Below are 22,513 nucleotides of genomic sequence, written 5' to 3'. Positions count from 1 at the left end.
CTCGACAATGACCACGCTATCGCCACCTCGCTTTTTTGTCCCCATGCCGCTGCACAGCGGCCACAGCATGCCGCTGCCGGATGATGTCGTGCGTCATATGCACGTGCTGCGGCTACAGGCCGGTGACAAGGCGATCCTGTTTAACGGGGAAGGCGGCCAGTTCGACGCCGAATTACTTCAGTTAGACAAGCGTTCAGCGACGGTGCAAGTCGGCCGCTTCGACGCGCGGGAGGTCGAGCCGCCTTATCGCGTCGTGCTAGCGCAAGGCATCGCCGGGGGCGACAAAATGGACTGGCTGCTGGAGAAAGCCATCGAACTGGGCGTGGCCAGCGTGATACCGCTGGTGACCGCGCGCAGCGTCGTGCGACTGACCGGCGAACGCGCCGCTCGGCGCCACGCGCACTGGCAAGCGCTGGTGCGAGCTGCATGCGAGCAATGCGGGCGTAATCAGCTACCCGACGTTGCGCCGCCCACCGACGTCATGGCATGGCTCGAGTCATCTGTGGCCTTGCCCCGCGATAATGCATTGCGTCTGTTGCTGTCACCGCGCGCCGAGCGGCCGTTCGCGGCACTGCCCGACACCGCGCCTGCCGCGCCGGTCATCGTGATGATCGGACCGGAAGGCGGGTTATCAGCGACTGAGGAGGCGGCCGCGATATCCCACGGCTTCATGCCGCTCGGCCTGGGCCCACGCGTGTTGCGCACCGAGACGGCCGGCATCGCGGTGCTGGCCGCGTTAGCGGCGCGCTGGGGCGGATGGTGAGAAGCCGGCGTGGGCCGCCCACGTCACACGCGGGCAAGCCGGACTGGGTCAAGCAAACGAATAGAACACGCGGAAATTCACCTTCCGCTCTGCCCAGAATTCGGCCGCCTCGCGGAACACATCGAGCAGTGTCTCCCGCGCTTCCTTGTCGAACTTCTGCGTCGCGGGCAAGCCCTCGAGCACGATCACAAATCCAGGTTGTGCTCCCGCCTTGTGCACGACGTCGGTCAGGCAGTCGTACAGCGCATCGTAATTCTTGCCGAAGTGCTTCGGGAAAAAAAACGACGTCGAGATCGTCTCGAGCACTTCCGCTTTCGTCTGCGCCGCCGCGCAATTTGCATACAGGAAATGGTGGCCCAGCCGGGCTGCCTCATCGGCCAGCTCCGGCACGCGGAACGCACGGATCGATTGCACGATGTTCGAGCGCACCGTCTTGAAAAGGCTCATATTTCCCTCATTGAACAGCAGCGCGCCGGCACGGCGCTGCTCACGTTCGGCGTCCTGCTGGCGCAGCACGCGCTGAAACAACCTGCTGTCGTTCAGCGCGAAAATATCGCGCGCGACCCCGGTGCCGTGCGAATAAGTGTTGTCGCTCATAACCGTAGTCATCCCACAATTCGTTTGAAACTCGCGTCATGGTCGCCGGTGTAATAGCATTCACCGATATAACGCGGCACTCTTGCGCAGACGATTCTTTGTTCTGCGCGATGACGCGCGCGGCGTCTTCACCGTGTACTCGTGAGAATAGTCACGGGGTCGCACCGGCAGGTGGCGCTCGACATGACCGAACACCTCGCCATCCTTTGGATAAGGGAACGGGCCGCCGGCCTGGATCGATTGGAACGTGAACTGCACTTCACCGGGCAGCCCGGCAATCGACACCTCGCCGAGCGAGGCGCCAATGGACGCGTCCGACGGCAGCAAGTTCGCGCCCACGCGGTGGAAACCAAGCCAGGCACGCTGGTGGCGGACACGGTCACCACAAGCACGGCGTAACGGAGCCACTTGCCGATCCTGTATCTCGTTTCGCGAAGAGGACGCGTATACGACCATTAAAACGTAAGGTTATCCCGAATGGCCTTAATAATCAATGGTGTTAGACAATTGCAAGGTTAGTTTCCATGACTGGCACACGGGTTCGGAGTCTATCATCACCAAAGTGTCTACGAAGCAATCCAGATTCGGATGCTCGCTGCAGTCATCAAAAATTCGCTTGCGTGCCTCATTCGTGAGGCACGCTTTTTTGTGCATCCGGTTTCGATGCGTGCGCCTCATCCAGCACACGCCATGCCGCGGTGGCAGAGCCGTTGCCTGCCTCCGCGCGGCTCATCGCCCGCCCGATTCCTTGGTACCCGCGGCCACATCGGCCACCAGCAGCGCAGTCATGTTCACGATGCGTCGCACAGTCGCGGACGCGGTCAGCACATGCACGGGCTTTGCCGCGCCCAGCAGGATCGGCCCGATCGCGATGTTGTTGCCCGCCGCGGTCTTGAGCAGATTGTATGAAATATTGGCCGCATCAATGTTGGGCAGGATCAGCAGGTTCGCGTCGCCCTCGAGCGTCGCCTCCGGCAGCACAAACTTGCGCAGGTTTGCGTCAAGCGCGACATCGCCATGCATTTCACCGTCGATCTGCAGTTGCGGGGCACGCTGCTGCAGCAACGCGAGCGTGTCGCGCATCTTCTTGGCACTCGGCGCGTTGCTCGAACCGAAATTGGAGTGGGATAGCAGTGCGATCTTCGGTTCGATGCCGAAACGACGCACCTCGTCCGCGGCCATCACCGTGATTTCGGCCAACTCCTCCGGTGTCGGGTCGACGTTCACGTGCGTGTCGGCTAGGAAGATCTGGCGGTCCGGCAACACCAGGCAGTTCATCGCCGCGTAGACCGAGCAGCCGGCGCGCTTGCCGATGACTTGATCGATAAAGTGCAAATGCCGGTGCGTGGTCGAAATCGTGCCGCAGATCATCCCATCGGCTTCGCCCTTGAGCACCAGCATCGAGCCGATCAGCGTGGTGCGTCGCCGCATCTCGACTTTCGCCAATTGCTGTGTGATGCCCTTGCGCGCCATCATCTTAAAGTACGTCTGCCAGAAATCACGGTAGCGCTCGTCGTGGTCGGTATTGACGATCGTGAAATCCTGTCCCGGCACGAGGCGCAGCCCGTAGCGCGCGATGCGCTGCTCGATCACCGCCGGTCGTCCGATCAGAATCGGCTTGGCCAGCCGTTCGTCGACCACGATCTGTACCGCACGCAGGATGCGCTCCTCCTCGCCCTCGGCGAACACGATGCGCTTCTTGTCCGCATCGATGCTGCGCGCGATCTGGAAAATCGGCTTCATCGTCGTGCCGCTGTGATACACGAACTGCTGCAGATGCTGCCTGTAGGCGTCCATATCCTCGATCGGCCGCGTTGCGACGCCGCAATCCATGGCGGCCTGCGCGACCGCCGGCGCGATTTTTACGATCAGCCGCGGATCGAACGGCTTCGGAATCAGATACTCAGGGCCAAACGTCAAGTCCTGGATCCCGTACGCCGTCGCCACGATGTCGCTTTGCTCCTGGCGCGCCAATTCGGCGATCGCGTTGACCGCGGCGATTTCCATCTCCTTGGTAATCGTCGTCGCGCCGGCATCGAGCGCACCGCGAAAAATGAACGGAAAACACAGGACGTTATTGACCTGGTTCGGATAATCGGTGCGGCCAGTGGCCAGGATCGCGTCGGGACGCACCTGGAGCGCGACCTCCGGCAGGATTTCGGGCGTCGGGTTGGCCAGCGCCAAGATCAGCGGCCGGGCCGCCATCTGCTTGACCATGTCCGGCTTGAGCACGCCGCCGGCGGACAAACCGAGGAACACGTCCGCGCCGCCGATCACATCGGACAGCGTGCGCGCGTCGGTGACCTGTGCGAACAGCGCCTTGTCCGGATCCATCAGCTCCGTGCGGCCCTCGTAGACGACGCCGATCAGGTCCGTGACAAATACGTTCTGGCGCTTCAGCCCCATGCCGAGCAGCAGGTTCAGGCACGCAAGCGCCGCGGCACCCGCGCCGCAGGCCACCACCTTCACCTCGCTGAGCGACTTGCCGACGACCTTCAGCCCGTTGGTTACCGCCGCGGCCACCACAATCGCGGTGCCATGCTGGTCGTCGTGGAATACCGGAATCTTCATCCGCTTGCGACACTCACGCTCGACCGTGAAGCAATCTGGCGCCTTGATGTCCTCCAGGTTAATCCCCCCGAAGGTTGGCTCCAGCGCGGCGATCACCTCAATCAGCTTTTGCGGATCCTTTTCGTTCAGTTCGATGTCGAACACGTCGATGCCGGCAAACTTCTTGAACAGCACGGCCTTGCCTTCCATGACCGGCTTGGCCGCAAGCGGGCCGATATCGCCCAGGCCCAGCACGGCTGTGCCGTTCGACACCACGCCTACCAAATTGCTGCGTGCGGTGAAGCGCGCCGCGTTGAGCGGATTAGCCACGATTTCCTCGCACGCCGCCGCCACACCCGGCGAATAGGCCAGCGCGAGATCGCGCTGATTGATCATCTGCTTGGTGGGCGCGATGGCGATTTTCCCCGGGGTCGGGAATTCGTGATAATCGAGCGCGGCTTCGCGCAGCTTGCTGTGGGTCGGTGTGGACATAATGGCCTGGCAGTGCGGATTAGAATGCGTAGTCGAGCTGCATTGTAGCGTCATTGGCGGATCTTGGATCGGCGCTGTCCGACTGTCGCCGCGATGGCGACACCGTGCAGCGGCGTCGCGCACGGCGCGGCGCGCACCCCTGTCATGCAAGCTTCGTCACGCATCATGCCGACATCCTTATCTGAATTCAACCTCATTGATCGTTATTTTGCCCGGCACAGGCCATCACGCCGCGACGCCGTGCTGGGGATCGGCGACGATTGCGCGTTGCTTGCCGGGCGGCCCGGGCACGAATTGGCGGTGTCCACCGACATGCTGATCGAGGGGCGCCACTTCTTCGCTGACGTCCCGCCGGCGACATTGGGGCACAAGGCTCTGGCGGTCAACCTGTCGGACTTGGCCGCAATGGGCGCCGAACCACGCGCGTTCACGCTGGCGCTGGCGCTGCCGGATGCGGGCGTGGCGCGCCAGGACTGGCTCGAGGCATTTGCGCAGGGGCTATTTGCGCTGGCCGATCGCCACGGCTGCGAGTTGGTCGGCGGCGACACCACCGCGGGAGCGCTGAACATCTGCATCACCGTGTTCGGCGACGTGCCCCGTGGCCAGGCACTGCGCCGCGACGCCGCCCAGCCCGGCGATGACATCTGGGTATCCGGCGTGCTGGGTGACGCACGCCTGGCGCTGGGCGCGCTGCGCGGTGAATGGCCGCTCGCCGCGAACGAGCTGCCCGCGTTACGTCATGCCCTGCAGATGCCCGAACCCCGTATCGCGCTCGGCATCGCGCTACGGGGCGTCGCGCACGCCGCGCTCGACCTGTCCGACGGGTTGGCCGGGGACTTAGCGCACCTTCTCAAGCGTTCCCACGTGGCCGCACGCGTGGATGTCGACGCGCTGCCGCGCTCAGCCGCCCTGCGCGCGCAGCCCCTGTCGATCCAACACCGCTGCGCGATCGAGGGCGGCGACGACTACGAGCTGTGCTTCACCGCGCCGCCCAGCCAACGCGCCACGCTGCTCGCGCTCGCCGCACGCATCGGCGTGCCACTCACGCGGATAGGTACAATAGACGCCCTTGCCGATCCGCCCGCGGGTGACACCACCGCCGTCAACGCACACGCGGTGCATTGGTACGATGCGTCCGGCGCCCCGATCGGCACAACTTGGCGCAGTTTTGACCATTTCCATGCAGAATGACCCATCCCACTCCAATGCGCACCGGCCGCATGTCGCGACGGTGACCCCGGGCGGCACGCCGCCCGGCCGCCGCGCCGCGCCGCGCTCGCGCGCCACCGCGCGTTTCATGTTGTCCCATCCGCTGCACGTGTTGTCGTTCGGCTTTGGCAGCGGCCTATCGCCGGTGATGCCCGGCACAGTCGGGACCCTGTTCGGTTGGCTGTCGTTCATCGCGCTGAATCCGTACCTAAGCGTCGTGCAATGGTGGATGCTGATCGCGGTCGGCTTTGTTGCCGGATGCGGCTTCACCGGCTTCACGGCGCGACGCATGGGCGTGGCGGATCCGGGCGCGGTGGTTTGGGACGAGATCATCGCGATCTGGCTGGTGCTGCTGTTCGTCACGCCGGCAAACTTTGCCGGCCAACTCGGCGCGTTCCTGACATTCCGCTTTTTTGACATGGTCAAGCCGCCGCCGATCCGCTATTTTGACAGGCGGTTGTCAGGCGGCTTCGGCATCATGTTCGACGATATCGTCGCGGCATTCTTCACACTGCTCGTCATCGCGCTGGTACGCTCGTTTTGACGTGTCGCGACAGCACGCACGCGATGATGACAGGTGGTTTCCTTCTTGCTGGCCAACAACAAATTTAATTCGATGGCAACTGACACGGTAGTCCACCAACTTGCGATTCGCGTTGGCAACCGCTTGCGCGACGAGCGCCTGATGCTCGTCACCGCAGAATCATGCACCGGCGGCATGGTCGCGACGGCGATCACCGACATTCCGGGCAGCAGCGGCTGGTTCGAGCGGGGCTTCGTGACCTATTCGAACCTGGCCAAGACCGAGATGATTGGCGTGCCGGCCGACATGATTGAGCGCCACGGCGCGGTCAGCGAGCCTGTGGCGCGTGCGATGGCCGAAGGCGCACTGCGCAACAGCCGCGCGCAACTCGCGCTGTCAATCACCGGCTTGGCCGGCCCGGACGGCGGCAGCGAGGCCAAACCGGTGGGCACCGTCGTGTTTGCGTGGACAAACCGATTGCATACGATCAGCGAGGTCCAGCTATTGCGCGGGGATCGCGGCCAGATTCGCAAGCAGTCAGCTGCGCATGCGTTGCGCGGGTTACTCAAGCTACTGGACGAAAAGGAACACTGAGCGAGCCGTTGCCGGCGAGCGCGTCCCGTCGGTCAGTTAGCGATAAGCGTTGATCGCGTCGCGCGTCGCGCGCGCAGCCTCGGCTGCGGCCGCTGCAAAGTCCTCACCGCTACGCGCGTACAGAATCGCGCGCGACGAGTTGATCATCATGCCGGTGCCGTCAGCTGTACGGCCGGCATGGACCGTCGCCTCGATGTCGCCGCCTTGCGCGCCGATTCCCGGAATCAGCAGCGGCATCGTACCAACGAGCTGGCGCACCGCATCAATTTCTTTCGGGAACGTCGCGCCCACCACCAGCCCGAGCTGTCCGCTGGTATTCCATTGCTCGGCGGCAAGCGCCGCCACGTGCTGGTACAGAGGCCGCCCTCCGATGTCGAGGAATTGCAAGTCCGAGCCGCCCTGATTCGACGTGCGGCACAACACGATCACGCCCTTGTCCCGATACGCAAGATACGGCTCGATCGAGTCGAACCCCAGATAAGGGTTGACCGTCACCGCGTCTGCGCGATATCGCTCGAACGCTTCGCGCGCGTACTGCTCTGCGGTGCTGCCGATATCGCCGCGCTTGGCGTCCAGCACTACCGGCAGCCCCGGGTGCCGAGCGTGGATGTGCGCGATCAACGCCTCGAGTTGCGCTTCCGCGCGGTGTGCGGCGAAATAGGCAATCTGCGGCTTGAATGCGCTCGCATAGGGCGCGGTGGCATCGACGATGTCGCGGCAGAACGTGAAAATGGCATCGGCGCGCCCGGCCAGATGCGGCGGAAAACGCGATGGCTCGGGGTCGAGCCCGACGCACAGCAATGATTGCGTGCGCTGCCAGGCGCGCTCCAGGGTAGCAATGAAGGACATGGTCGGATCTGCAAGAAGCACCGCGAACGACGCGGCGGGCGGACCCGTATTCTACTTGCTTATACGGACGGCCTGGCCACGCGATGCTCGCGCGCGCCTACAGCGACGCGCGCAGCGCCGCGAGCACCGGAGCCGGGTCGGGACGCACGCCACGCCAGACAAAGAACGATTCCGCGGCCTGCCGCACGAGCATCCCGAGGCCATCGACCGTGCGCGCGCTCAGGCGGGCGGCGTGCTGCATGAACACCGTGGGCCCGGCTGCATACATCATGTCGTACGCGAGCGTACCTGGGCCGACGCACGCCGCTGCGAATACCGGTACGGCCCCATCCAGACTGCCGGCGGTCGCGTTGATCACGATATCATAGACGCCGTGCTCCACGCCCGGCGCGCCGCCTTCCAATGCACAGCCCGCCGCCCGGGCGGACGCTGCAAAGCGCTCGGTCAACTCGGCTGCACGCGCCGCAGTCCGATTGACGATTGTCAGCGCGCGGGGCCGGCGCTCCAGCAATGGCAGGATCACGCCGCGCGCCGCGCCGCCCGCGCCGAGCAGCAGCACGCGCGCGCCGTTGAGCGCGACACGCGGCTGCGCTTCGACGTCAGTGACAAGTCCAACGCCATCGGTGTTGTCGCCGACAATCTCGATGCGGCCGCCGTCCACGCGGTCAAAGCGCAACGTATTAACCGCCCCGGCCGCCTGCGCCCGCGCGGAACGCCGTGTCGCCAGCGCATAAGCCTGCAGCTTGAACGGCACCGTGACGTTTAGCCCGCACCCACCGGCCGACACGAAAGCGTCCACGGCCTGCGCAAAGCCGTCCACCGGCGCAAGAATCCGGTCGTATTCGACCGGCTCGCCCGTCTGCTGGGCAAAGCTTGCATGGATGGCCGGTGACTTGCTATGCGCGACTGGGTTGCCGATCACCGCATAGCGGTCCGGACCCTGGCCGCCCGGCGCAGGCGGCGCGCTCATTGCGCCACCTCACCATCATTGCGCTGGTGCGTCACATCGCCGTGAACGGCCGCGCCCGCATCCGGCTGTGCATCGCCGGATTTCGCTGAGGCATCGGACGCGTCGCCTAGCACCTGGACGTCATGACCCGTCGCGGCTTCCATGTCCGTTCCGCTGTTCGTGTCCAGCGCCCTATCCGCGTCCTCGTTCGTCTCGTCGCCGCCCGTCACACGCGTCACGTCCAGCACTTCGATGAGCCGACACGACGCCTCCACGCGCAGCTCGTCGATCGCCATCACCTCGAGCAGCACACGCGTGCCGCGCGCTTGCACGCCCAACCCCGGCACGTGCAATAGCAGCGGGACTTCTTCGAGTCGCACGACGTCGTCCTTGACGATCGTGGCCACCACCCGGTCGCGCTTTTCTTGCTTTAGCCAGCGCAGACACCAGAAATATTCCATACGCTGCTGGTGGTCGGCATACGCGGTATAGGTCTCGTCAAAATTTTGCACGATGGCGTACAGGTCCGCGTCCTTCGGCTTGAACGGCGCGGCCAGCTTCGCGGTAACGCCATGCCGGACACACGCCAGCAACTGCCACTGATTCACCAAGTCGACATACCGGCGCAGCGGCGAAGTGCTCCACGCATACTGCGCCACGCCAAGCCCTTCGTGCGGCGCCGGCGTGGTCTGCATCCGCGTGCGATTCGGGCCGAACGCGCGCTGCGCGCGATAGATGCCCGGCACGCCATGCTCATGCAGGAACGCGCCCCAGCGGCTATTGGCCAGGATCGCCAGTTCCGCCACGATCAGGTCCAACGGTGAACCGCGACGGCGCGGCGTGATGCTGACATGCTCGCCGTCGACGTAGAAGTTGTAGTCAATGTTGCGCTGCACCTCGCGCCTGAGTCCGTAGCCGATACGCGCCTGCTGACGTCGCTCGTACAGCGCCTTGGCGAAGGGCCACAGCACCGCGATCTCGTCCTTGTGCGGGTAGTCTCCGGCGCCGGCCTCGAGCGTCTGCTCGGTGATGATCTCGTCCAACACGTTGTGCCGCAGGTTGCTGACCACATGCACGCGCTCAGCCACCGTCTCAGTCATCACGATGTCCTGCGTGGCGGTGTCGATGATCAGGTATAGCGACAACGCCGGCCGCAATCCGCCCTCCTTCAGCGTGAACGTGCCAACGAAATCGTCCGGCAACATCGTGATCTTGTCGCCCGGCATGTAAACGGTTGACAAGCGCGCACGCGCGATCGCGTCCACCGCGTCGCCGCGCTCGATGCCCAGCGCCGGCGCCGCGATGTGAATACCGATCCTTGCGCGCCCGTGCGGCAGGCGCTGGACCGAGAAGGCGTCGTCGATCTCGGTGGTGGTCACGTCATCGACGGAAAACGCTTGCACACCGATCGCCTCACCCAGGTCCTCCGGCAACGGACCCGCGTTCAACGTGGGAAAGCCGGTACCGTGTGGAAAATACTCAGACAGAAACCGCGCTTCGTGCAGCGCGCGGGCCGACGGGATGCCGCCGACGTCCAGCATCAATTGCGCGGCCGACTTACCCAATGCGAGCGCAGCCGCTTCCAGTGCCTTGTATTCAATCGAATTTTTGTCCGCACGCGTGAGCAAGCCGAGCACCTTGCCGTCGAACGCGGCAGGCAGCCTGCCGGCTTTAAGCTCGTCCTCGTACTGCTGTTGCACGATCGCCTGTTGGCGCCGCCGCTCCAGCGCCGCGAGCGCCATTTTCAACTGCTCTTCGGGCGCGCGCTGGTACTGTCCCCGTCCTTTACGTCGGAAGTAGACCGGCGAGCCGTGCATGCAAAGTACCAGCGCGCTCTTTTGCACGGGATCCGGCGTGCCACCGAAATAGTCATTGGCTAGGTCGGTGAAGCGAAACTCGTCCGGTGGAGAGATTTCCCACAAGAAATCCAAGTCGATTTCCTTCGCCGCCGCATCGGCCTGCTGAATCAGGTCGGCGGCGCTCGGGCTGTCGAACTCGATCAGCACGTCCTTGCTGCGAACCTTGGCACGACGCCCACCCGGCAACTCGACCTGGAACGCGTCACCTTGCCGATTCAATACTGTGCCAGCCTTAAAACTACCGGATTCCTCAAAAAAAACGTTCACTCGGTACTCTCGAAACGTGAAGGCCGCGCGCGGCGGCCGGGGACGGCGCCGCGTGCGCCGCCCGGGGGTCTAGTCCTACGCCGCGACGGGTCCGCGGTCGGTGTCGATGCCGCAAAACGCGAGCACCTCGTCCACGTACGTCGCAAAATCGCTGATCGCATGGTCGCCGCCATTGATCAGCGTGGTGCGCACACCGGCGTAATGTGCAAGCATCTCCCGGTAGTCGAGGACTTCGTCGCCGGTCGCGGCAATCAAATGATACCGCTCGGGCCGCGTGATCGCGGCGACCTGCAGCGCACGCAACTCGTCAAGGTGATGTGGCTCGACAACGACCGAGCCGCCACCGTGCCACAACGGCTGCTCACCGAGATACGCGGACAAGTCGCGCTGCGGCATCACCGCCGGGTTGAGCAGCATCGCCGGCCAGCCATGTTTTTCGGCCAGATAGGTGGCAAAAAAACCACCCAGCGAGCTGCCGATCAGCGTGACCGGCGCGGCGCGCTCCGCTGCACGCGCCTGTTGAGTCTGTTGGACGAGTCGCTCAGCCAGCGCGATCGTGTCGCGCGGCGACACCGGCAATTGCGGGCACAGCCAGTCGCCGGCTCGACCGAGCCGCACCAGCCGCTCAGCCAGCAGGCGTGCCTTGAACGAGCGGGGCGAAGAGCGGAATCCGTGCAGATAGAGAATCATGCCGCGCCCCGGTTCGCCAGCGCGTCAAACAGCTTCTGGTGCACGCCGCCGAAACTGCCGTTGCTCATCACGAGCACATGATCGCCGGCACGCGCAGCCGCGGCGACGGCCCGCACCAGTGCGCCGAGGTCGTCGAAAGCGTGCGCCTTGTCGCCCAGCGGCGCAAGCGCCGCCCCGAGGTCCCAGCCGAGCGCGTCCTTACCCGAAGGCGCACCGTAGCCGAACACCAGATCGGCGCCCGCCAGACTTGCCGGAAGCTGCGCCTTCATCGTGCCGAGTTTCATTGTGTTCGAGCGCGGCTCGAGCACCGCGAGGATTCGGGCGTGCGGCGCATCGCCGATGCGGGTGCGCAAGCCGGCGATGGTCGTGCCGATCGCGCTCGGATGGTGCGCGAAGTCATCGTAGATGGTAACGCCATCGATGCTGCCACGCACCTCCATGCGACGCTTTACATTGCGAAAACCGCCAAGCGACGTCGCCGCCTGCACAGCCGGCACGCCGACGTTGTGCGCGGCCGCGATGGCAGCCAGCGCGTTCATCCGGTTGTGCTCGCCTTGCAGCGACCAGTTGACCACCCCCACCCGTTGCGCACGCCAATACACCGCGAAACGCTCGTCTGCCGGACTTGCCTCATCTGCCGGCAGCACCTGCCATCCGCCCTCGACGCCGAAGCGCTCGACCTCGCTCCAGCAGCCGCGGGCCAGCACACGCTGCAATGCGTCATCGGTGCCGTTCACGACGAGCCGCCCCGTCCTTGGAATGGTGCGCACCAGATGGTGAAACTGCGTCTCAATCGCCGCCAGGTTGTCGAAGATATCGGCATGGTCGAATTCGAGGTTGTTCAATATGGCCGTGCGGGGCCGGTAGTGGACAAACTTAGACCGTTTGTCGAAGAATGCGGTGTCGTACTCATCTGCCTCGATCACGAAAAAGCTCGAATCGGTCAGCCGGGCGGAGAGGCCAAAGTTCAACGGCACGCCGCCGATTAAAAAACCAGGGTTCATTCCCGCGTCCTCGAGCAACCACGCGAGCATCGACGCCGTACTAGTCTTGCCATGTGTGCCGGCGACGGCTAGCACCCATTTGCCGGCCAGCACGTGCTCCCCCAACCACTGCGGGCCTGACACGTAGGGCAAGCCGCGATCCAGAATCGCCTCCATGAGCGGGTTGCCGCGCATCACGACATTGCCGACGATAAACAGGTCCGGCTGCAACGCCAGTTGTTCTTCACCATAGCCCTGAATCAACTCGATGCCTTGGCTTTGCAACTGGGTGCTCATCGGTGGGTACACGCCGGTGTCGCAGCCCGTGACCTTGTGACCCGCAGCGCGCGCCAGTACGGCCAGGCCGCCCATGAACGTGCCGCAAATCCCGAGAATATGAATGTGCATAGCGTTGGAGTCCGTCCACCGAGCGGGCGCGGCCCACGCCGCATCGTCGAACTGCGCCCGGAACTGGCGTGGAGTAAAGTACAACATTGTAACCGAGGGGCTGCACGCGAGCCGGGCCCCGCGCGGCGGCAGTGCGCGGCGCGTGTGCGAACTGCGGGTATTATTACTGCTATGGCTTCGAAACTGCATCTGGAGCGGAACCGCGTGCGCGATGAAATCGCGATGGTGGCCGCGCGCCTAATCGCCGAAGACGGGCTCGACTATGCCAGCGCCAAGCGCAAGGCAGCCCGGCAGATCATCGGTGAGACGCGCGTTGCAGGTGAATGGTTGCCAGATAATGACCGAATCGAAGAAGAAATACGGGAATATCTGGCGTTGTTCCATGGCGACACGCAGCCCGGCATTCTGCGGCGGCTACGCAAAACCGCGCTGGACTGGATGGCGCGGCTCGCGCAATTCAATCCCTACTTAACCGGTGCCGTGCTCAACGGCACGGCCGGCGTCCATTCGGACATCCACCTGCAAGTGTTTTGTGACAATCCGAAAGAAGTCGCCATCCACCTACTGAACGCCGGCATACAGTACGACGTATCCGAAACGCGCCATTTCGCCGGCCGGGGGGCGGTTGAGACATTGAGCTTCATCGCCCGCGACAGCGACGGCAACGCGGTCGGCCTCCATGTGGCGCTATACGACACAAATGATTTGCGTGGCGCGGTCCGTGCCGATGCGCGCGGACGACAGGTGCGCGCCAACGCGGCGTCGGTCCGGGCACTGCTCGATGCGGGTTGAATGGCAGCGGCAGTTGCGCACATCCGCACATCCGCACGTCCACATGCCCGCACTGCACTGCACTGAACCGGCGCGGACTGTAGCAGTTCGCCCTTGCTTAATGGAAATGCGATGAACTCGACGTTATATCCTAGCTTCCCACCTGCTTGCCCCGCACCAGCGCCGGCACGCCGCGCCCGTGCTGCGTGGCGCGCTGTGGCCTGCTTGCTGTGCGCGCCACTGCCTGCCTGTGCAGCGCAGCCAGCGGGCACCGCGCAGTCGGCATACGCCACCGTGTCGCCCTACGCGGCCCACGACGACGCAGTACACGCGCTATTTGCTAGTTCGTTGCCCGATCCGGTAGGCCAGCTTCAGCCGTTGGCCCAGTATCGCGGCAAAGTCACCGTGGTGAACTTCTGGGCGTCGTGGTGTGCGCCATGCGTGAAAGAAATGCCGGCGCTGTCCGGGTTGCAACGCCGCTACGCGGACAAAGGCGTGCACTTCGTCGGCATTGGCGTCGATTCGGCCCGGAACATATCGCAATTTCTCTCCAAGGTGACGATTGGCTACCCGATTTACGTAGCCGGCTTCGGCGGCGCCGACTTGGCTCGCCAGTTCGGCAACCAGGCCGGCGGGCTGCCGTTTACCGTAGTCATCGACAAAGCGGGACACGTTCGCTACTCGAAGTTGGGTGAAATCGACGTGGCGCGGCTGAGCATGGAACTAGACGCGCTATGACCTAGGCGGAACAGTCAGTGCCGTGCGGCACACCAACTCGGCACTTGCGTGTCAGTCATCGGCAGCGCGTGTCGATCACAAATTGTCGATCACAAATTACATGGTAATTTATTGATAAATTGTAGACGTTTGCCACTGTTGTCTGCCATTTGCCGCTTGATCGGCTGAATTTATAGCCGCCACGTTTTGCCGAACGTCCGTTCTTTTGGCGGCGATCGCGCCGAAAACTGGACAATTTTTTTGAAACAGCGGTAAAGTGCGCGCAAATTCGCAGAAAACGAGCTCCTATGAGTCTTCGCATCCTGGTCGTCAACGGCCCCAACCTGAATCTGCTCGGTACACGCGAGCCGCAGACGTACGGCAGTACGACGCTCGCCCAGATCGAGCAGGCGCTGGCGCAGAAGGCCAACGCCGCAGGGGCGGCGCTCATTTGCTTCCAGAGCAATCACGAGGGGGACATCATCGAGCGCCTGCACCAGGCGCGCGACGAGCAGATCGGCTTTGTGCTGATTAACCCCGCGGCCCTCACGCACACCAGCGTCGCGATCCGCGACGCGATCGCGGCAACCGGGATCCCGTTTGTCGAGATCCACTTATCGAATGTGCATCGACGCGAAGCTTTCCGCCATGTGTCGTATCTCTCCGACTTGGCGGAGGGCGTGATCTGCGGGCTCGGCTGGCGAGGCTACTTGTACGCGTTGGACTTTGCGCTGGAGCGCCTGGGCCGGCCGCATTGACGTCTTTTCCTGGCAACACCACACTTTCGCTATTCCGGGCCTGGCCCGGGCGCCACATCAAATTGGGGACCTCCGATGGATCTACGCAAACTCAAAACCCTGATCGACCTGGTATCCGAGTCCGGCATCTCGGAACTTGAAGTCACCGAAGGCGAAGGCAAAGTCCGGATCGTCAAGAACGCGGCACCTGTCTATCTGCCGTCCCAGGCACAATATGCCCCGGCACCGCAGGTCACCGGTGTGCCCGGCGCACCGGCTGCCGCGTCGACTGAGTCCAACGCACCCGCAACCCCCGCCGCTGCCACGCCGCAAGGCCATGTGGTCACCTCACCGATGGTTGGCACGTTCTACCGCGCGCCGTCGCCGGGAGCCGATCCGTTCGTGCAAGTTGGCGACTCGGTCAAAGAGGGCCAAACGATCTGCATTATCGAGGCGATGAAGCTGCTCAATGAGATCGAAGCCGACAAAACGGGCGTGGTCAAGGAAATCCTCGTCGAAAACGGCCAAGCTGTCGAATACGGCCAATCGCTGTTTGTGATCGGCTAACGAGTCACTGTGCCTATGTTCGAGAAAATACTCATTGCCAACCGCGGCGAAATCGCACTGCGCATCCAGCGCGCGTGCCGCGAGCTCGGCGTCAAGACGGTTGTCATCTATTCGGAAGCCGACAAGGAAGCGAAGTACGTACGCCTTGCCGACGAAGCAGTCTGCATTGGGCCGGCGCCGTCGAACCTGAGCTACCTAAACATGCCGGCGCTCATCAGCGCGGCGGAAGTCACTGATGCCGAAGCGATCCATCCGGGCTACGGCTTCCTGTCTGAGAACGCCGATTTTGCGGAGCGGGTCGAGCAATCCGGCTTCACGTTCATCGGCCCGCGCCCAGAGACCATCCGGCTGATGGGCGACAAGGTCAGCGCCAAGCAAACGATGATCAAGACAGGCGTGCCGTGCGTCCCAGGCTCGGACGGCGCGTTGCCGGACGATCCAAAGGAGATCGTCAAGATCGCGCGCTCGGTCGGCTATCCGGTGATTATCAAGGCCGCCGGCGGCGGCGGCGGGCGCGGTATGCGGGTCGTGCACACGGAAGCGGCACTCGTCAACGCGGTCAACATGACGCGTGAAGAAGCCGGCCGCGCGTTCGGCAACCCGCAGGTCTACATGGAAAAGTTCCTGGAGAATCCGCGACACATCGAGATCCAGGTGCTGGCTGATTCGTTCAAGAGCGCGGTCTGGCTTGGCGAGCGTGACTGCTCGATGCAGCGGCGCCATCAAAAAGTGATCGAAGAAGCGCCGGCGCCTCACATCGCGCGTCGGTTGATCGACCGGATCGGCGATCGCTGCGCCGAAGCGTGCAAGAAAATGGGCTACCTGGGTGCCGGCACGTTCGAGTTCCTGTACGAGAACGGCGAATTCTACTTCATCGAAATGAACACCCGGGTCCAGGTTGAGCATCCGGTGACCGAGCTGATCACGGGCGTGGATATCGTCCAGGAGCAGATCCGCATCGCGGCAGGCGAGAAACTGTCGGTGCGGCAACGCGACATCGCATTCCGCGGTCACGCGATTGAATGCCGAATCAACGCGGAAGATCCATTTAAGTTCACGCCGTCGCCGGGACGGATCACGTCATGGCACGCGCCCGGCGGCCCGGGCATCCGCGTCGATTCGCACGCGTACAATGGCTACTTCGTGCCGCCCAACTACGATTCGATGATCGGCAAGCTGATCGCGTATGGTGCGACCCGCGAACAGGCGATCAACCGGATGCGTATCGCGTTGTCCGAGATGGTGGTCGAGGGTATTCAGACGAATATCCCGTTGCACCGGGAATTGATGCTGGACGCCAAGTTCGTCCAGGGCGGCACGAGCATCCATTACCTCGAAGACAAGCTGGCTGCCAAGCAGCAGGTCGCCCCTAAGGAAGCGTAACGGGCATGAGCTATCGCGAAGTCGTCGTCGAAGTCAGTCGCGAACGCGCCGAGTCCTTGTCAGACGCGTTGCTCGAGCTTGGCGTGTTGTCGGTCTGCGTCGAGGACGCCGACGCAGACACGCCGCACGAACAAGCGCTGTTCGGTGAGCCCGGCCTCGTGCCAGAGCGCGCCGCTTGGACGCACTCGCGGGTGATTGCAATGCTTGCCGCCCAGCAGGACCCCGCCGTATTGCTAGCGGCCGCTGCGAATGAGGCCGGTCTGCCCGCGCTACCGGCCTTTACCGCGCGCGACGTCCAGGAGCAGGACTGGGTGCGGCTCACGCAATCCCAGTTCGAGCCCATCCATGTCGGCCAGCGGATCTGGGTCGTGCCCTCATGGCACGAGGCACCGCAGCACGACGCCGTGGTGCTAGAACTCGACCCGGGGCTCGCCTTTGGCACCGGCAGCCATCCGACCACACGCCTGTGCATGGAATGGATCGAGCAGCACGTACGGGCCGGCGATTCGCTGCTCGACTACGGATGTGGCTCTGGCATCCTAGCAATACTCGCGCGCAAGTGCGGTGCCACGCCGGTCGTAGGCATCGACATCGACCCGCAGGCGATCGACTCGGCCCAGCATAACAGCGAGCGCAATCGCGTCGATGTCACATATGGGCTGCCTCACGAGTGCCCCGCAAACGAGTTCGATGTAGTCGTCGCCAACATCCTATCCAATCCGCTGAAGCTGATGGCTTCGATGCTGGCCTCCAGGGTAAAACCGGGCGGAAGACTGGCGCTATCCGGGGTACTGGCGCGCCAAGCGGACGAAGTCGCAGCGGCCTACGCGCGCCACATCGAGCTTGCCGTTTGGCGTGAACAAGACGGATGGGTGTGCCTGGCCGGGCAACGCCGGGATAATTAATTAGCATACCGGCACCTCAACCAATTGACCGGCGCGCCGTGCGCCGGTTCAAGGGAACCCGTTGACATGACGCTCGCCACCCGCTGTCCCTGCTGCGGTACCGTCTACCGGCTCGTCGCCGATCAATTGAAACTGCACCACACCATCGCGGCACGACGCGACACGGCCCCTCGTGGCGCGCGGCATGCGCGCCACCCCATCATTAACCCGGCAGCAAGCGCTCGGCCCGAGCGCCCAACGCCACCATCGCAGGAGAAACCATGAGCCAAGTCACTCTCGGAGGTAACCCGATCGAAGTCGCCGGTACGCTGCCAGCCGTCGGCCAGAAGGCCGCGCCATTCTCACTGGTCGGCAAGGACCTGGCGGACGTGAAACTCAACGACTTCGCTGGCAAGCGCAAGGTCCTGAACATCGTGCCGAGCCTGGATACGCCCACCTGCGCAACATCAACGCGCAAGTTCAATGAAGCGGCAAGCAAGCTGGAGAACACCGTCGTCATCGTGATTTCGGCCGACTTACCGTTTGCGGCGACGCGGTTCTGCACGACCGAAGGCATCGAGAACGTGATCACGGCGTCGACGTTCCGTAACCGGGAGTTCGCCGGCCAATACGGGGTGGAGATCAAGACCGGACCGCTGGCCGGCTTGACCGCGCGCGCCGTCGTCGTGCTCGATGGGGACGACAAGGTGCTGCACGTGGAACGGGTGTCGGAAATTAAAAACGAACCCCATTACGACGCGGCCCTTGCTGCACTGAAATAAACTCCCTGCCTGTCGCCGCCCAGCGCAGGCGACTGGCTCGATACCGGCCTTGCCGCCACGGGTATCTCGTCCGGCAGCCGGTGCAAGCACGCACCTGCACGCCGGCGATACGCGCGCGGGGGCGATCCAGCACTCAACCTATCATAAGGAATCACCACTGTGGCTACGCTAATCTGCGGCTCGCTCGCGTACGACAACATCATGATGTTCGAAGGGCACTTTCGCGAGCACATCTTGCCCGACCAGGTCCATATTCTGAACGTCAGCTTCCTCGTTCCATCCATGCGCCGTGAATTTGGCGGCTGCGCCGGGAATATCGCATACGGGCTGAAATTACTGGGTGGCGAGCCGCTGATCATGGCGACGCTCGGCGAAATCGATGCCCAACGCTATCTGGAGCGACTCGACTCGCTGGACATACGCCGTGATTGCGTGCGCGTGCTGCCAGACACACATACGGCGCAGGCCATGATCACGACCGACCAGGAAAACAACCAGATCACCGCGTTTCATCCCGGCGCCATGCTAATGAGCCACCTGAACCGCGTCAGCGACGCGCAAGATGTCACACTCGGCATCGTCGCGCCGGACGGTGCACAAGGCATGTGCGAGCATGCAGAGCAATTCGCGCAAGCGAACATCCCGTTCATGTTCGATCCGGGCCAAGGGCTACCGATTCTTGATGGAGCCCAACTGCGCCGGATGATTGAACTTGCGACCTACGTGGCAGTCAATGATTACGAAGCGAAACTCTTGAGCGACAAGACCGGGTGGTCCGTGACGGACATCGCGAGTCGCGTCGACGCGCTGATCATCACGCTCGGCGCGCAGGGTGCGACAATTCATCACCGCAATGGCGTTGAAACCATTCCGGTCGTGCCGGCAGAGCGGATCGTCGAGCCTACCGGTTGTGGCGACGCCTTCCGCAGTGGCCTGCTTTACGGCATCGAAAAAGGCCTGGACTGGGCCACCACCGGACGCCTCGCGAGCCTGATGGGGTCGATCAAGATCGCGCATCAAGGACCACAGACCTATACATTGAATCGAACCGAAATCGGCGCTCGTTTCGAAGTCGCATTCGGCTACCGCTTGCCTTGAACTATGGGAGAGCAACGATGATGATCAACAGACACGTTACGCTCGTCGTAATGCTGTCCGCCAGCCTTTCGCTGGCAGCGTGCTTTACGCCCGCTGGCTCGGCCGACGTCTACACCGCATCGCAGGCGCAGCGCGAACAGACAGTGCGCATGGGAACCGTGGAAAGCGTACGGGCAGTGCACATCGCTGCGGATAACGAAGGCGGCGCCGCGCTTGGAACGTTCGGCGGGGGTGCGCTTGGCGCGGTGGCGGGCAGTTCGATCGGGGGCGGCCGCGGCTCGATCCTGACCGGCATCATCGGCGGCATTGCGGGCGCGGTGGCAGGCAATACCGTTGCCCAACAGGCCGGCACCTCCAACGGCCTGGAAATCACGGTGCGGCTTGATAACGGCGACCTACGCTCGATCACGCAGGCGGCCACCGGCGAGGCATTCCGTGCCGGCGATCGCGTCCGGCTACTGTCCGCAGGCGGCGTCACGCGCGTGACGCATTGAAAAACATCCCGCACCGGGCGCGCGCCTGGTGTGGGATGTCATGTCGCTCGACCACTGGTGGCGCGCCGGCGCGTCGTAACGCACCGGCCCCATTCGACGTGTCGATTACGGACGGCTGCCAGTCGGGAACGGCCATGCCGCAGCCGGGTTCAACGCGGTCTTCACCGCGTTGGCCTGCGCAGCCGGCGTCGGCGTCGCAGGGGCGGCAGGGGCAGGGGCAGCTTTCTTCGCCGCTGCCTTCTTCGCAGCCGGCTTCTTGGCCGCAGCTTTCTTCGCCGGCGCCTTCTTTGCTGCCGCCGCCTTCTTCGCCGGTGCTTTCTTCGCGGCGACCTTTCTGACCGCCGCCTTCTTGGCCGGTGCGGCCTTCTTGGCCGGTGCCGCCTTCTTCGCGGCTACCTTCTTCACGGCGACCTTCTTCGCCGTGACCTTTTTGGCCGGTGCCGCTTTCTTCGCCGCAACCTTCTTCGCTGCAACCTTTTTGGCCGGTGCCGCCTTCTTCGCCGCGACCTTCTTCGCCGCGACCTTCTTGGCGGCAACCTTTTTAGCCGGCGCCGCCTTCTTCGCCGGCGTCGCTTTCTTGGCCGGTGCTGCCTTCTTCGCTGCGACCTTCTTCACAGCGGGTTTTGCTGCTGCTTTCTTCGCAGCCGGTTTTTTCTTTGCAGTGACCATCTTTTTCTCCTTCAGGTTCAGATGAGAGTTACAAACACCCTTCGTCAAAACCCGCTTCCCGCCAACGCGTTTTTTCAACGCGGCTGCTGCGAAGCGGATTATTCATCGGCGTACGCACCTGCCTCCTGCTTACGCTAATGAATGCGGCAAGGCGCACGGGACCGACCCAGCGGCTCCGTGCGCCCAAACACGACCGGCATCGCTGCCGGCGAATGATTTGAAGCAGTCCGGCACACGACACCGCGGCCGAAGGCTTTTCCGGGGGTAGTTTGCCCATCCCACTGAAGGGTTCGCACCGTGCCGTTCGTCGTCAGTCGGCTATCCAGGCGGTCAGGCGCATATTGCATCAGGCGGCACTTCTCCTAAACTTGTGCGGCACACGCGGCGGCGTCATCGCCGCCATCACGTGCTGCACACCCCTACCTATTCATTGGTGCGCGTCATTCCCAACTCAGCGCGCCACCGGTTTGATATTCAATCACTCGCGTCTCGAAGAAGTTGCGCTCCTTCTTCAAGTCGATCATCTCGCTCATCCACGGAAACGGATTTTCCTCGTTCGGGAACAACGGCTCCAGGCCGATCTGCTGGCAGCGCCGATTGCAAATGAATCGCAGATAGCTCTTGAACATACCGGCGTTCAAGCCCAGCACGCCGCGCGGCATCGTGTCCTCCGCATACCGGTACTCGAGTTCAACCGCATGCTTGAATAAGCCGCAAATCTCCTCGCGAAATGCCGGCGTCCACAAATGCGGATTCTCAAGCTTGATCTGATTAATCAGGTCGATGCCAAAGTTGCAGTGCATCGACTCGTCGCGCAGGATGTACTGGTACTGCTCAGCAGCACCGGTCATCTTGTTCTGCCGACCCAACGCCAGTATTTGCGTGAACCCGACGTAGAAGAACAGCCCCTCCATCACGCACGCGAAGACGATTAACGACTTCAGCAGCTTCTGGTCCGCCTCGAGCGTGCCAGTCTTGAACGACGGATCGGTCAACGTATGGATGAACGGGATCAGAAATTCATCCTTCGCACGGATCGATGACACCTCATGGTACGCATTGAAGATCTCGCCCTCGTCCAGGCCGAGCGACTCGACGATGTACTGGTACGCGTGCGTATGAATCGCTTCCTCGAATGCTTGGCGCAGCAGGAACTGGCGGCATTCGGGCGCAGTGATGTGGCGATACGTGCCAAGCACGATATTGTTCGCCGCCAACGAATCGGCTGTGACAAAGAAACCCAGGTTGCGCTTGACGATGCGGCGCTCGTCGTCAGTCAACCCGTTCGGATCCTTCCAGAGCGCGATGTCGCGGGACATGTTGATTTCCTGCGGCATCCAGTGGTTCGCACAGCCGGCGAGGTACTTCTCCCACGCCCACTTGTACTTGAACGGCACGAGTTGATTGACGTCGGTCTTGCCGTTGATGATCCGCTTGTCGGCCACGTTCACGCGGGCCTCGGGTGCGGGCGCCGGCGACGCGTTCGACTGCTGGTCCGGCGCGACAGCAACATCGCGCGTGAAGCTATCCTGTGCCAACGGAGCGGGCGTATCCGCAGCTTGCGCTGCATACCCGCTGGACGATGCCACGGCTCCAGTCGCCGTCGTTTCTCGCACCGTCGGTTGCGGAACGCTCGGGGGAGTTACGGCAGTAATCTCGTCATCCCAGTTGAGCATAA

At 63.2% G+C, this 22,513-nt stretch carries 23 protein-coding genes; 13 read left to right on the top strand and 10 right to left on the bottom strand.

Annotated features, from left to right (window positions below; translation table 11 throughout):
* Nucleotides 1-7: 7 nt before the first annotated feature.
* Nucleotides 8-763, top strand: a complete 756-nt coding sequence (locus tag KPG66_RS01460) for a 16S rRNA (uracil(1498)-N(3))-methyltransferase (protein WP_041753015.1) — start codon at nt 8-10, stop codon at nt 761-763.
* 48 nt (nt 764-811) lie between these two features.
* On the opposite strand, the gene KPG66_RS01455 is transcribed toward KPG66_RS01460, so the two are convergent.
* The 3 genes from KPG66_RS01455 to KPG66_RS01445 form a co-directional block, all read right to left on the bottom strand.
* Nucleotides 812-1,372, bottom strand: coding sequence for a barstar family protein (locus tag KPG66_RS01455; RefSeq protein ID WP_013434141.1), 561 nt, complete (start codon nt 1,370-1,372; stop codon nt 812-814).
* A 48-nt stretch (nt 1,373-1,420) separates the two neighbouring features.
* A complete protein-coding gene (locus tag KPG66_RS01450; RefSeq protein WP_338911011.1) occupies nt 1,421-1,768 on the bottom strand; it encodes a ribonuclease domain-containing protein in 348 nt (115 codons plus the stop codon).
* Nucleotides 1,769-2,089: 321 nt separating this feature from the next.
* Nucleotides 2,090-4,402, bottom strand: a complete 2,313-nt coding sequence (locus KPG66_RS01445; RefSeq protein WP_041753013.1) for an NADP-dependent malic enzyme — start codon at nt 4,400-4,402, stop codon at nt 2,090-2,092.
* A gap of 165 nt (nt 4,403-4,567) precedes the next feature.
* Here KPG66_RS01445 and thiL point away from each other — a divergent pair, with 165 nt between their 5' ends.
* The 3 genes from thiL to KPG66_RS01430 all read left to right on the top strand — a co-directional run bounded on the left by thiL (nt 4,568) and on the right by KPG66_RS01430 (nt 6,728).
* Complete coding sequence (gene thiL / locus KPG66_RS01440) at nt 4,568-5,593, top strand: thiamine-phosphate kinase (RefSeq protein WP_041754008.1); 1,026 nt, start codon at nt 4,568-4,570, stop codon at nt 5,591-5,593.
* Complete coding sequence (locus KPG66_RS01435; protein ID WP_041753011.1) at nt 5,583-6,155, top strand: phosphatidylglycerophosphatase A family protein; 573 nt, start codon at nt 5,583-5,585, stop codon at nt 6,153-6,155. The genes thiL and KPG66_RS01435 overlap by 11 nt, the downstream gene beginning before the upstream one ends.
* 72 nt (nt 6,156-6,227) lie before the next feature.
* The gene (locus KPG66_RS01430; protein ID WP_041754007.1) at nt 6,228-6,728 is read left to right on the top strand and encodes a CinA family protein; all 501 of its coding nucleotides are present in this window, start codon (nt 6,228-6,230) and stop codon (nt 6,726-6,728) included.
* A 36-nt stretch (nt 6,729-6,764) separates the two neighbouring features.
* Here KPG66_RS01430 and pyrF read toward each other — a convergent pair whose 3' ends face one another.
* From pyrF to mpl, 5 genes are all read right to left on the bottom strand, one after another.
* Entirely contained in the window at nt 6,765-7,577 is an 813-nt protein-coding gene (gene pyrF, locus KPG66_RS01425; RefSeq protein ID WP_041753010.1) for an orotidine-5'-phosphate decarboxylase, read from the bottom strand.
* A gap of 97 nt (nt 7,578-7,674) precedes the next feature.
* Nucleotides 7,675-8,547: a shikimate dehydrogenase gene (aroE, locus tag KPG66_RS01420; RefSeq protein ID WP_013434131.1), complete on the bottom strand. Its 873-nt coding sequence runs from the start codon at nt 8,545-8,547 to the stop codon at nt 7,675-7,677.
* Nucleotides 8,544-10,652: a ribonuclease catalytic domain-containing protein gene (locus KPG66_RS01415; RefSeq protein WP_237069798.1), complete on the bottom strand. Its 2,109-nt coding sequence runs from the start codon at nt 10,650-10,652 to the stop codon at nt 8,544-8,546. Before KPG66_RS01415 ends, aroE begins: the two co-directional genes overlap by 4 nt.
* A gap of 75 nt (nt 10,653-10,727) precedes the next feature.
* On the bottom strand, nt 10,728-11,342 hold the full coding sequence (locus tag KPG66_RS01410) for a YqiA/YcfP family alpha/beta fold hydrolase (RefSeq protein WP_237069797.1): 615 nt from the start codon (nt 11,340-11,342) through the stop codon (nt 10,728-10,730).
* Nucleotides 11,339-12,733 carry a UDP-N-acetylmuramate:L-alanyl-gamma-D-glutamyl-meso-diaminopimelate ligase gene (gene mpl, locus KPG66_RS01405; protein ID WP_336886339.1) on the bottom strand — a complete coding sequence of 465 codons (1,395 nt, stop codon included), beginning with the start codon at nt 12,731-12,733 and terminating at the stop codon, nt 11,339-11,341. The genes KPG66_RS01410 and mpl overlap by 4 nt, the downstream gene beginning before the upstream one ends.
* A gap of 171 nt (nt 12,734-12,904) precedes the next feature.
* Between mpl and KPG66_RS01400 the strand changes: the two genes are divergently transcribed.
* From KPG66_RS01400 to KPG66_RS01360, 9 genes are all read left to right on the top strand, one after another.
* Complete coding sequence (locus KPG66_RS01400; protein ID WP_237069796.1) at nt 12,905-13,525, top strand: UDP-N-acetylmuramate--alanine ligase; 621 nt, start codon at nt 12,905-12,907, stop codon at nt 13,523-13,525.
* Nucleotides 13,526-13,636: 111 nt separating this feature from the next.
* Nucleotides 13,637-14,242, top strand: a complete 606-nt coding sequence (locus tag KPG66_RS01395) for a TlpA family protein disulfide reductase (protein ID WP_237069795.1) — start codon at nt 13,637-13,639, stop codon at nt 14,240-14,242.
* 287 nt (nt 14,243-14,529) lie between these two features.
* Nucleotides 14,530-14,979, top strand: coding sequence for a type II 3-dehydroquinate dehydratase (aroQ, locus tag KPG66_RS01390; RefSeq protein WP_041753008.1), 450 nt, complete (start codon nt 14,530-14,532; stop codon nt 14,977-14,979).
* A gap of 75 nt (nt 14,980-15,054) precedes the next feature.
* Complete coding sequence (gene accB, locus KPG66_RS01385; RefSeq protein WP_013434123.1) at nt 15,055-15,525, top strand: acetyl-CoA carboxylase biotin carboxyl carrier protein; 471 nt, start codon at nt 15,055-15,057, stop codon at nt 15,523-15,525.
* Between the two features lie 15 nt (nt 15,526-15,540).
* On the top strand, nt 15,541-16,908 hold the full coding sequence (gene accC / locus KPG66_RS01380) for an acetyl-CoA carboxylase biotin carboxylase subunit (protein WP_041753006.1): 1,368 nt from the start codon (nt 15,541-15,543) through the stop codon (nt 16,906-16,908).
* A gap of 5 nt (nt 16,909-16,913) precedes the next feature.
* Entirely contained in the window at nt 16,914-17,813 is a 900-nt protein-coding gene (gene prmA, locus KPG66_RS01375) for a 50S ribosomal protein L11 methyltransferase (RefSeq protein WP_237069794.1), read from the top strand.
* A 260-nt stretch (nt 17,814-18,073) separates the two neighbouring features.
* On the top strand, nt 18,074-18,574 hold the full coding sequence (gene tpx, locus KPG66_RS01370) for a thiol peroxidase (RefSeq protein WP_013434119.1): 501 nt from the start codon (nt 18,074-18,076) through the stop codon (nt 18,572-18,574).
* Between the two features lie 159 nt (nt 18,575-18,733).
* Nucleotides 18,734-19,672: a carbohydrate kinase family protein gene (locus tag KPG66_RS01365; RefSeq protein ID WP_013434118.1), complete on the top strand. Its 939-nt coding sequence runs from the start codon at nt 18,734-18,736 to the stop codon at nt 19,670-19,672.
* 50 nt (nt 19,673-19,722) lie between these two features.
* Complete coding sequence (locus KPG66_RS01360) at nt 19,723-20,166, top strand: glycine zipper 2TM domain-containing protein (protein ID WP_370645055.1); 444 nt, start codon at nt 19,723-19,725, stop codon at nt 20,164-20,166.
* 105 nt (nt 20,167-20,271) lie between these two features.
* Here KPG66_RS01360 and KPG66_RS01355 read toward each other — a convergent pair whose 3' ends face one another.
* Both KPG66_RS01355 and KPG66_RS01350 read right to left on the bottom strand, forming a co-directional pair.
* Nucleotides 20,272-20,835: a histone H1-like DNA-binding protein gene (locus KPG66_RS01355; RefSeq protein ID WP_237069793.1), complete on the bottom strand. Its 564-nt coding sequence runs from the start codon at nt 20,833-20,835 to the stop codon at nt 20,272-20,274.
* 440 nt (nt 20,836-21,275) lie between these two features.
* On the bottom strand, nt 21,276-22,511 hold the full coding sequence (locus tag KPG66_RS01350; RefSeq protein WP_041754005.1) for a ribonucleotide-diphosphate reductase subunit beta: 1,236 nt from the start codon (nt 22,509-22,511) through the stop codon (nt 21,276-21,278).
* Nucleotides 22,512-22,513 lie beyond the last annotated feature (2 nt).

Origin of the sequence: Mycetohabitans sp. B2, assembly GCF_021733735.1 — a bacterium.
GTDB lineage: Bacteria > Pseudomonadota > Gammaproteobacteria > Burkholderiales > Burkholderiaceae > Mycetohabitans > Mycetohabitans rhizoxinica.
The sequence above is the reverse complement of the archived record's forward strand: the minus strand, read 5'-3'. Positions and strand labels throughout refer to the sequence as shown.

What these genes read in the sequence shown, in the direction of transcription:
- KPG66_RS01460 (WP_041753015.1), top strand. Translation starts at nt 8, where the DNA reads ATGACCACGCTATCGCCACCTCGCTTTTTTGTCCCCATGCCGCTGCAC.
- KPG66_RS01455 (WP_013434141.1), bottom strand. Translation starts at nt 1,372, where the DNA reads ATGACTACGGTTATGAGCGACAACACTTATTCGCACGGCACCGGGGTC.
- KPG66_RS01445 (WP_041753013.1), bottom strand. Translation starts at nt 4,402, where the DNA reads ATGTCCACACCGACCCACAGCAAGCTGCGCGAAGCCGCGCTCGATTAT.
- thiL (WP_041754008.1), top strand. Translation starts at nt 4,568, where the DNA reads ATGCCGACATCCTTATCTGAATTCAACCTCATTGATCGTTATTTTGCC.
- KPG66_RS01435 (WP_041753011.1), top strand. Translation starts at nt 5,583, where the DNA reads ATGCAGAATGACCCATCCCACTCCAATGCGCACCGGCCGCATGTCGCG.
- KPG66_RS01430 (WP_041754007.1), top strand. Translation starts at nt 6,228, where the DNA reads ATGGCAACTGACACGGTAGTCCACCAACTTGCGATTCGCGTTGGCAAC.
- pyrF (WP_041753010.1), bottom strand. Translation starts at nt 7,577, where the DNA reads ATGTCCTTCATTGCTACCCTGGAGCGCGCCTGGCAGCGCACGCAATCA.
- aroE (WP_013434131.1), bottom strand. Translation starts at nt 8,547, where the DNA reads ATGAGCGCGCCGCCTGCGCCGGGCGGCCAGGGTCCGGACCGCTATGCG.
- KPG66_RS01410 (WP_237069797.1), bottom strand. Translation starts at nt 11,342, where the DNA reads ATGATTCTCTATCTGCACGGATTCCGCTCTTCGCCCCGCTCGTTCAAG.
- mpl (WP_336886339.1), bottom strand. Translation starts at nt 12,733, where the DNA reads ATGCACATTCATATTCTCGGGATTTGCGGCACGTTCATGGGCGGCCTG.
- KPG66_RS01400 (WP_237069796.1), top strand. Translation starts at nt 12,905, where the DNA reads ATGGCTTCGAAACTGCATCTGGAGCGGAACCGCGTGCGCGATGAAATC.
- KPG66_RS01395 (WP_237069795.1), top strand. Translation starts at nt 13,637, where the DNA reads ATGAACTCGACGTTATATCCTAGCTTCCCACCTGCTTGCCCCGCACCA.
- aroQ (WP_041753008.1), top strand. Translation starts at nt 14,530, where the DNA reads ATGAGTCTTCGCATCCTGGTCGTCAACGGCCCCAACCTGAATCTGCTC.
- accB (WP_013434123.1), top strand. Translation starts at nt 15,055, where the DNA reads ATGGATCTACGCAAACTCAAAACCCTGATCGACCTGGTATCCGAGTCC.
- accC (WP_041753006.1), top strand. Translation starts at nt 15,541, where the DNA reads ATGTTCGAGAAAATACTCATTGCCAACCGCGGCGAAATCGCACTGCGC.
- prmA (WP_237069794.1), top strand. Translation starts at nt 16,914, where the DNA reads ATGAGCTATCGCGAAGTCGTCGTCGAAGTCAGTCGCGAACGCGCCGAG.
- tpx (WP_013434119.1), top strand. Translation starts at nt 18,074, where the DNA reads ATGAGCCAAGTCACTCTCGGAGGTAACCCGATCGAAGTCGCCGGTACG.
- KPG66_RS01360 (WP_370645055.1), top strand. Translation starts at nt 19,723, where the DNA reads ATGCTGTCCGCCAGCCTTTCGCTGGCAGCGTGCTTTACGCCCGCTGGC.
- KPG66_RS01355 (WP_237069793.1), bottom strand. Translation starts at nt 20,835, where the DNA reads ATGGTCACTGCAAAGAAAAAACCGGCTGCGAAGAAAGCAGCAGCAAAA.
- KPG66_RS01350 (WP_041754005.1), bottom strand. Translation starts at nt 22,511, where the DNA reads ATGCTCAACTGGGATGACGAGATTACTGCCGTAACTCCCCCGAGCGTT.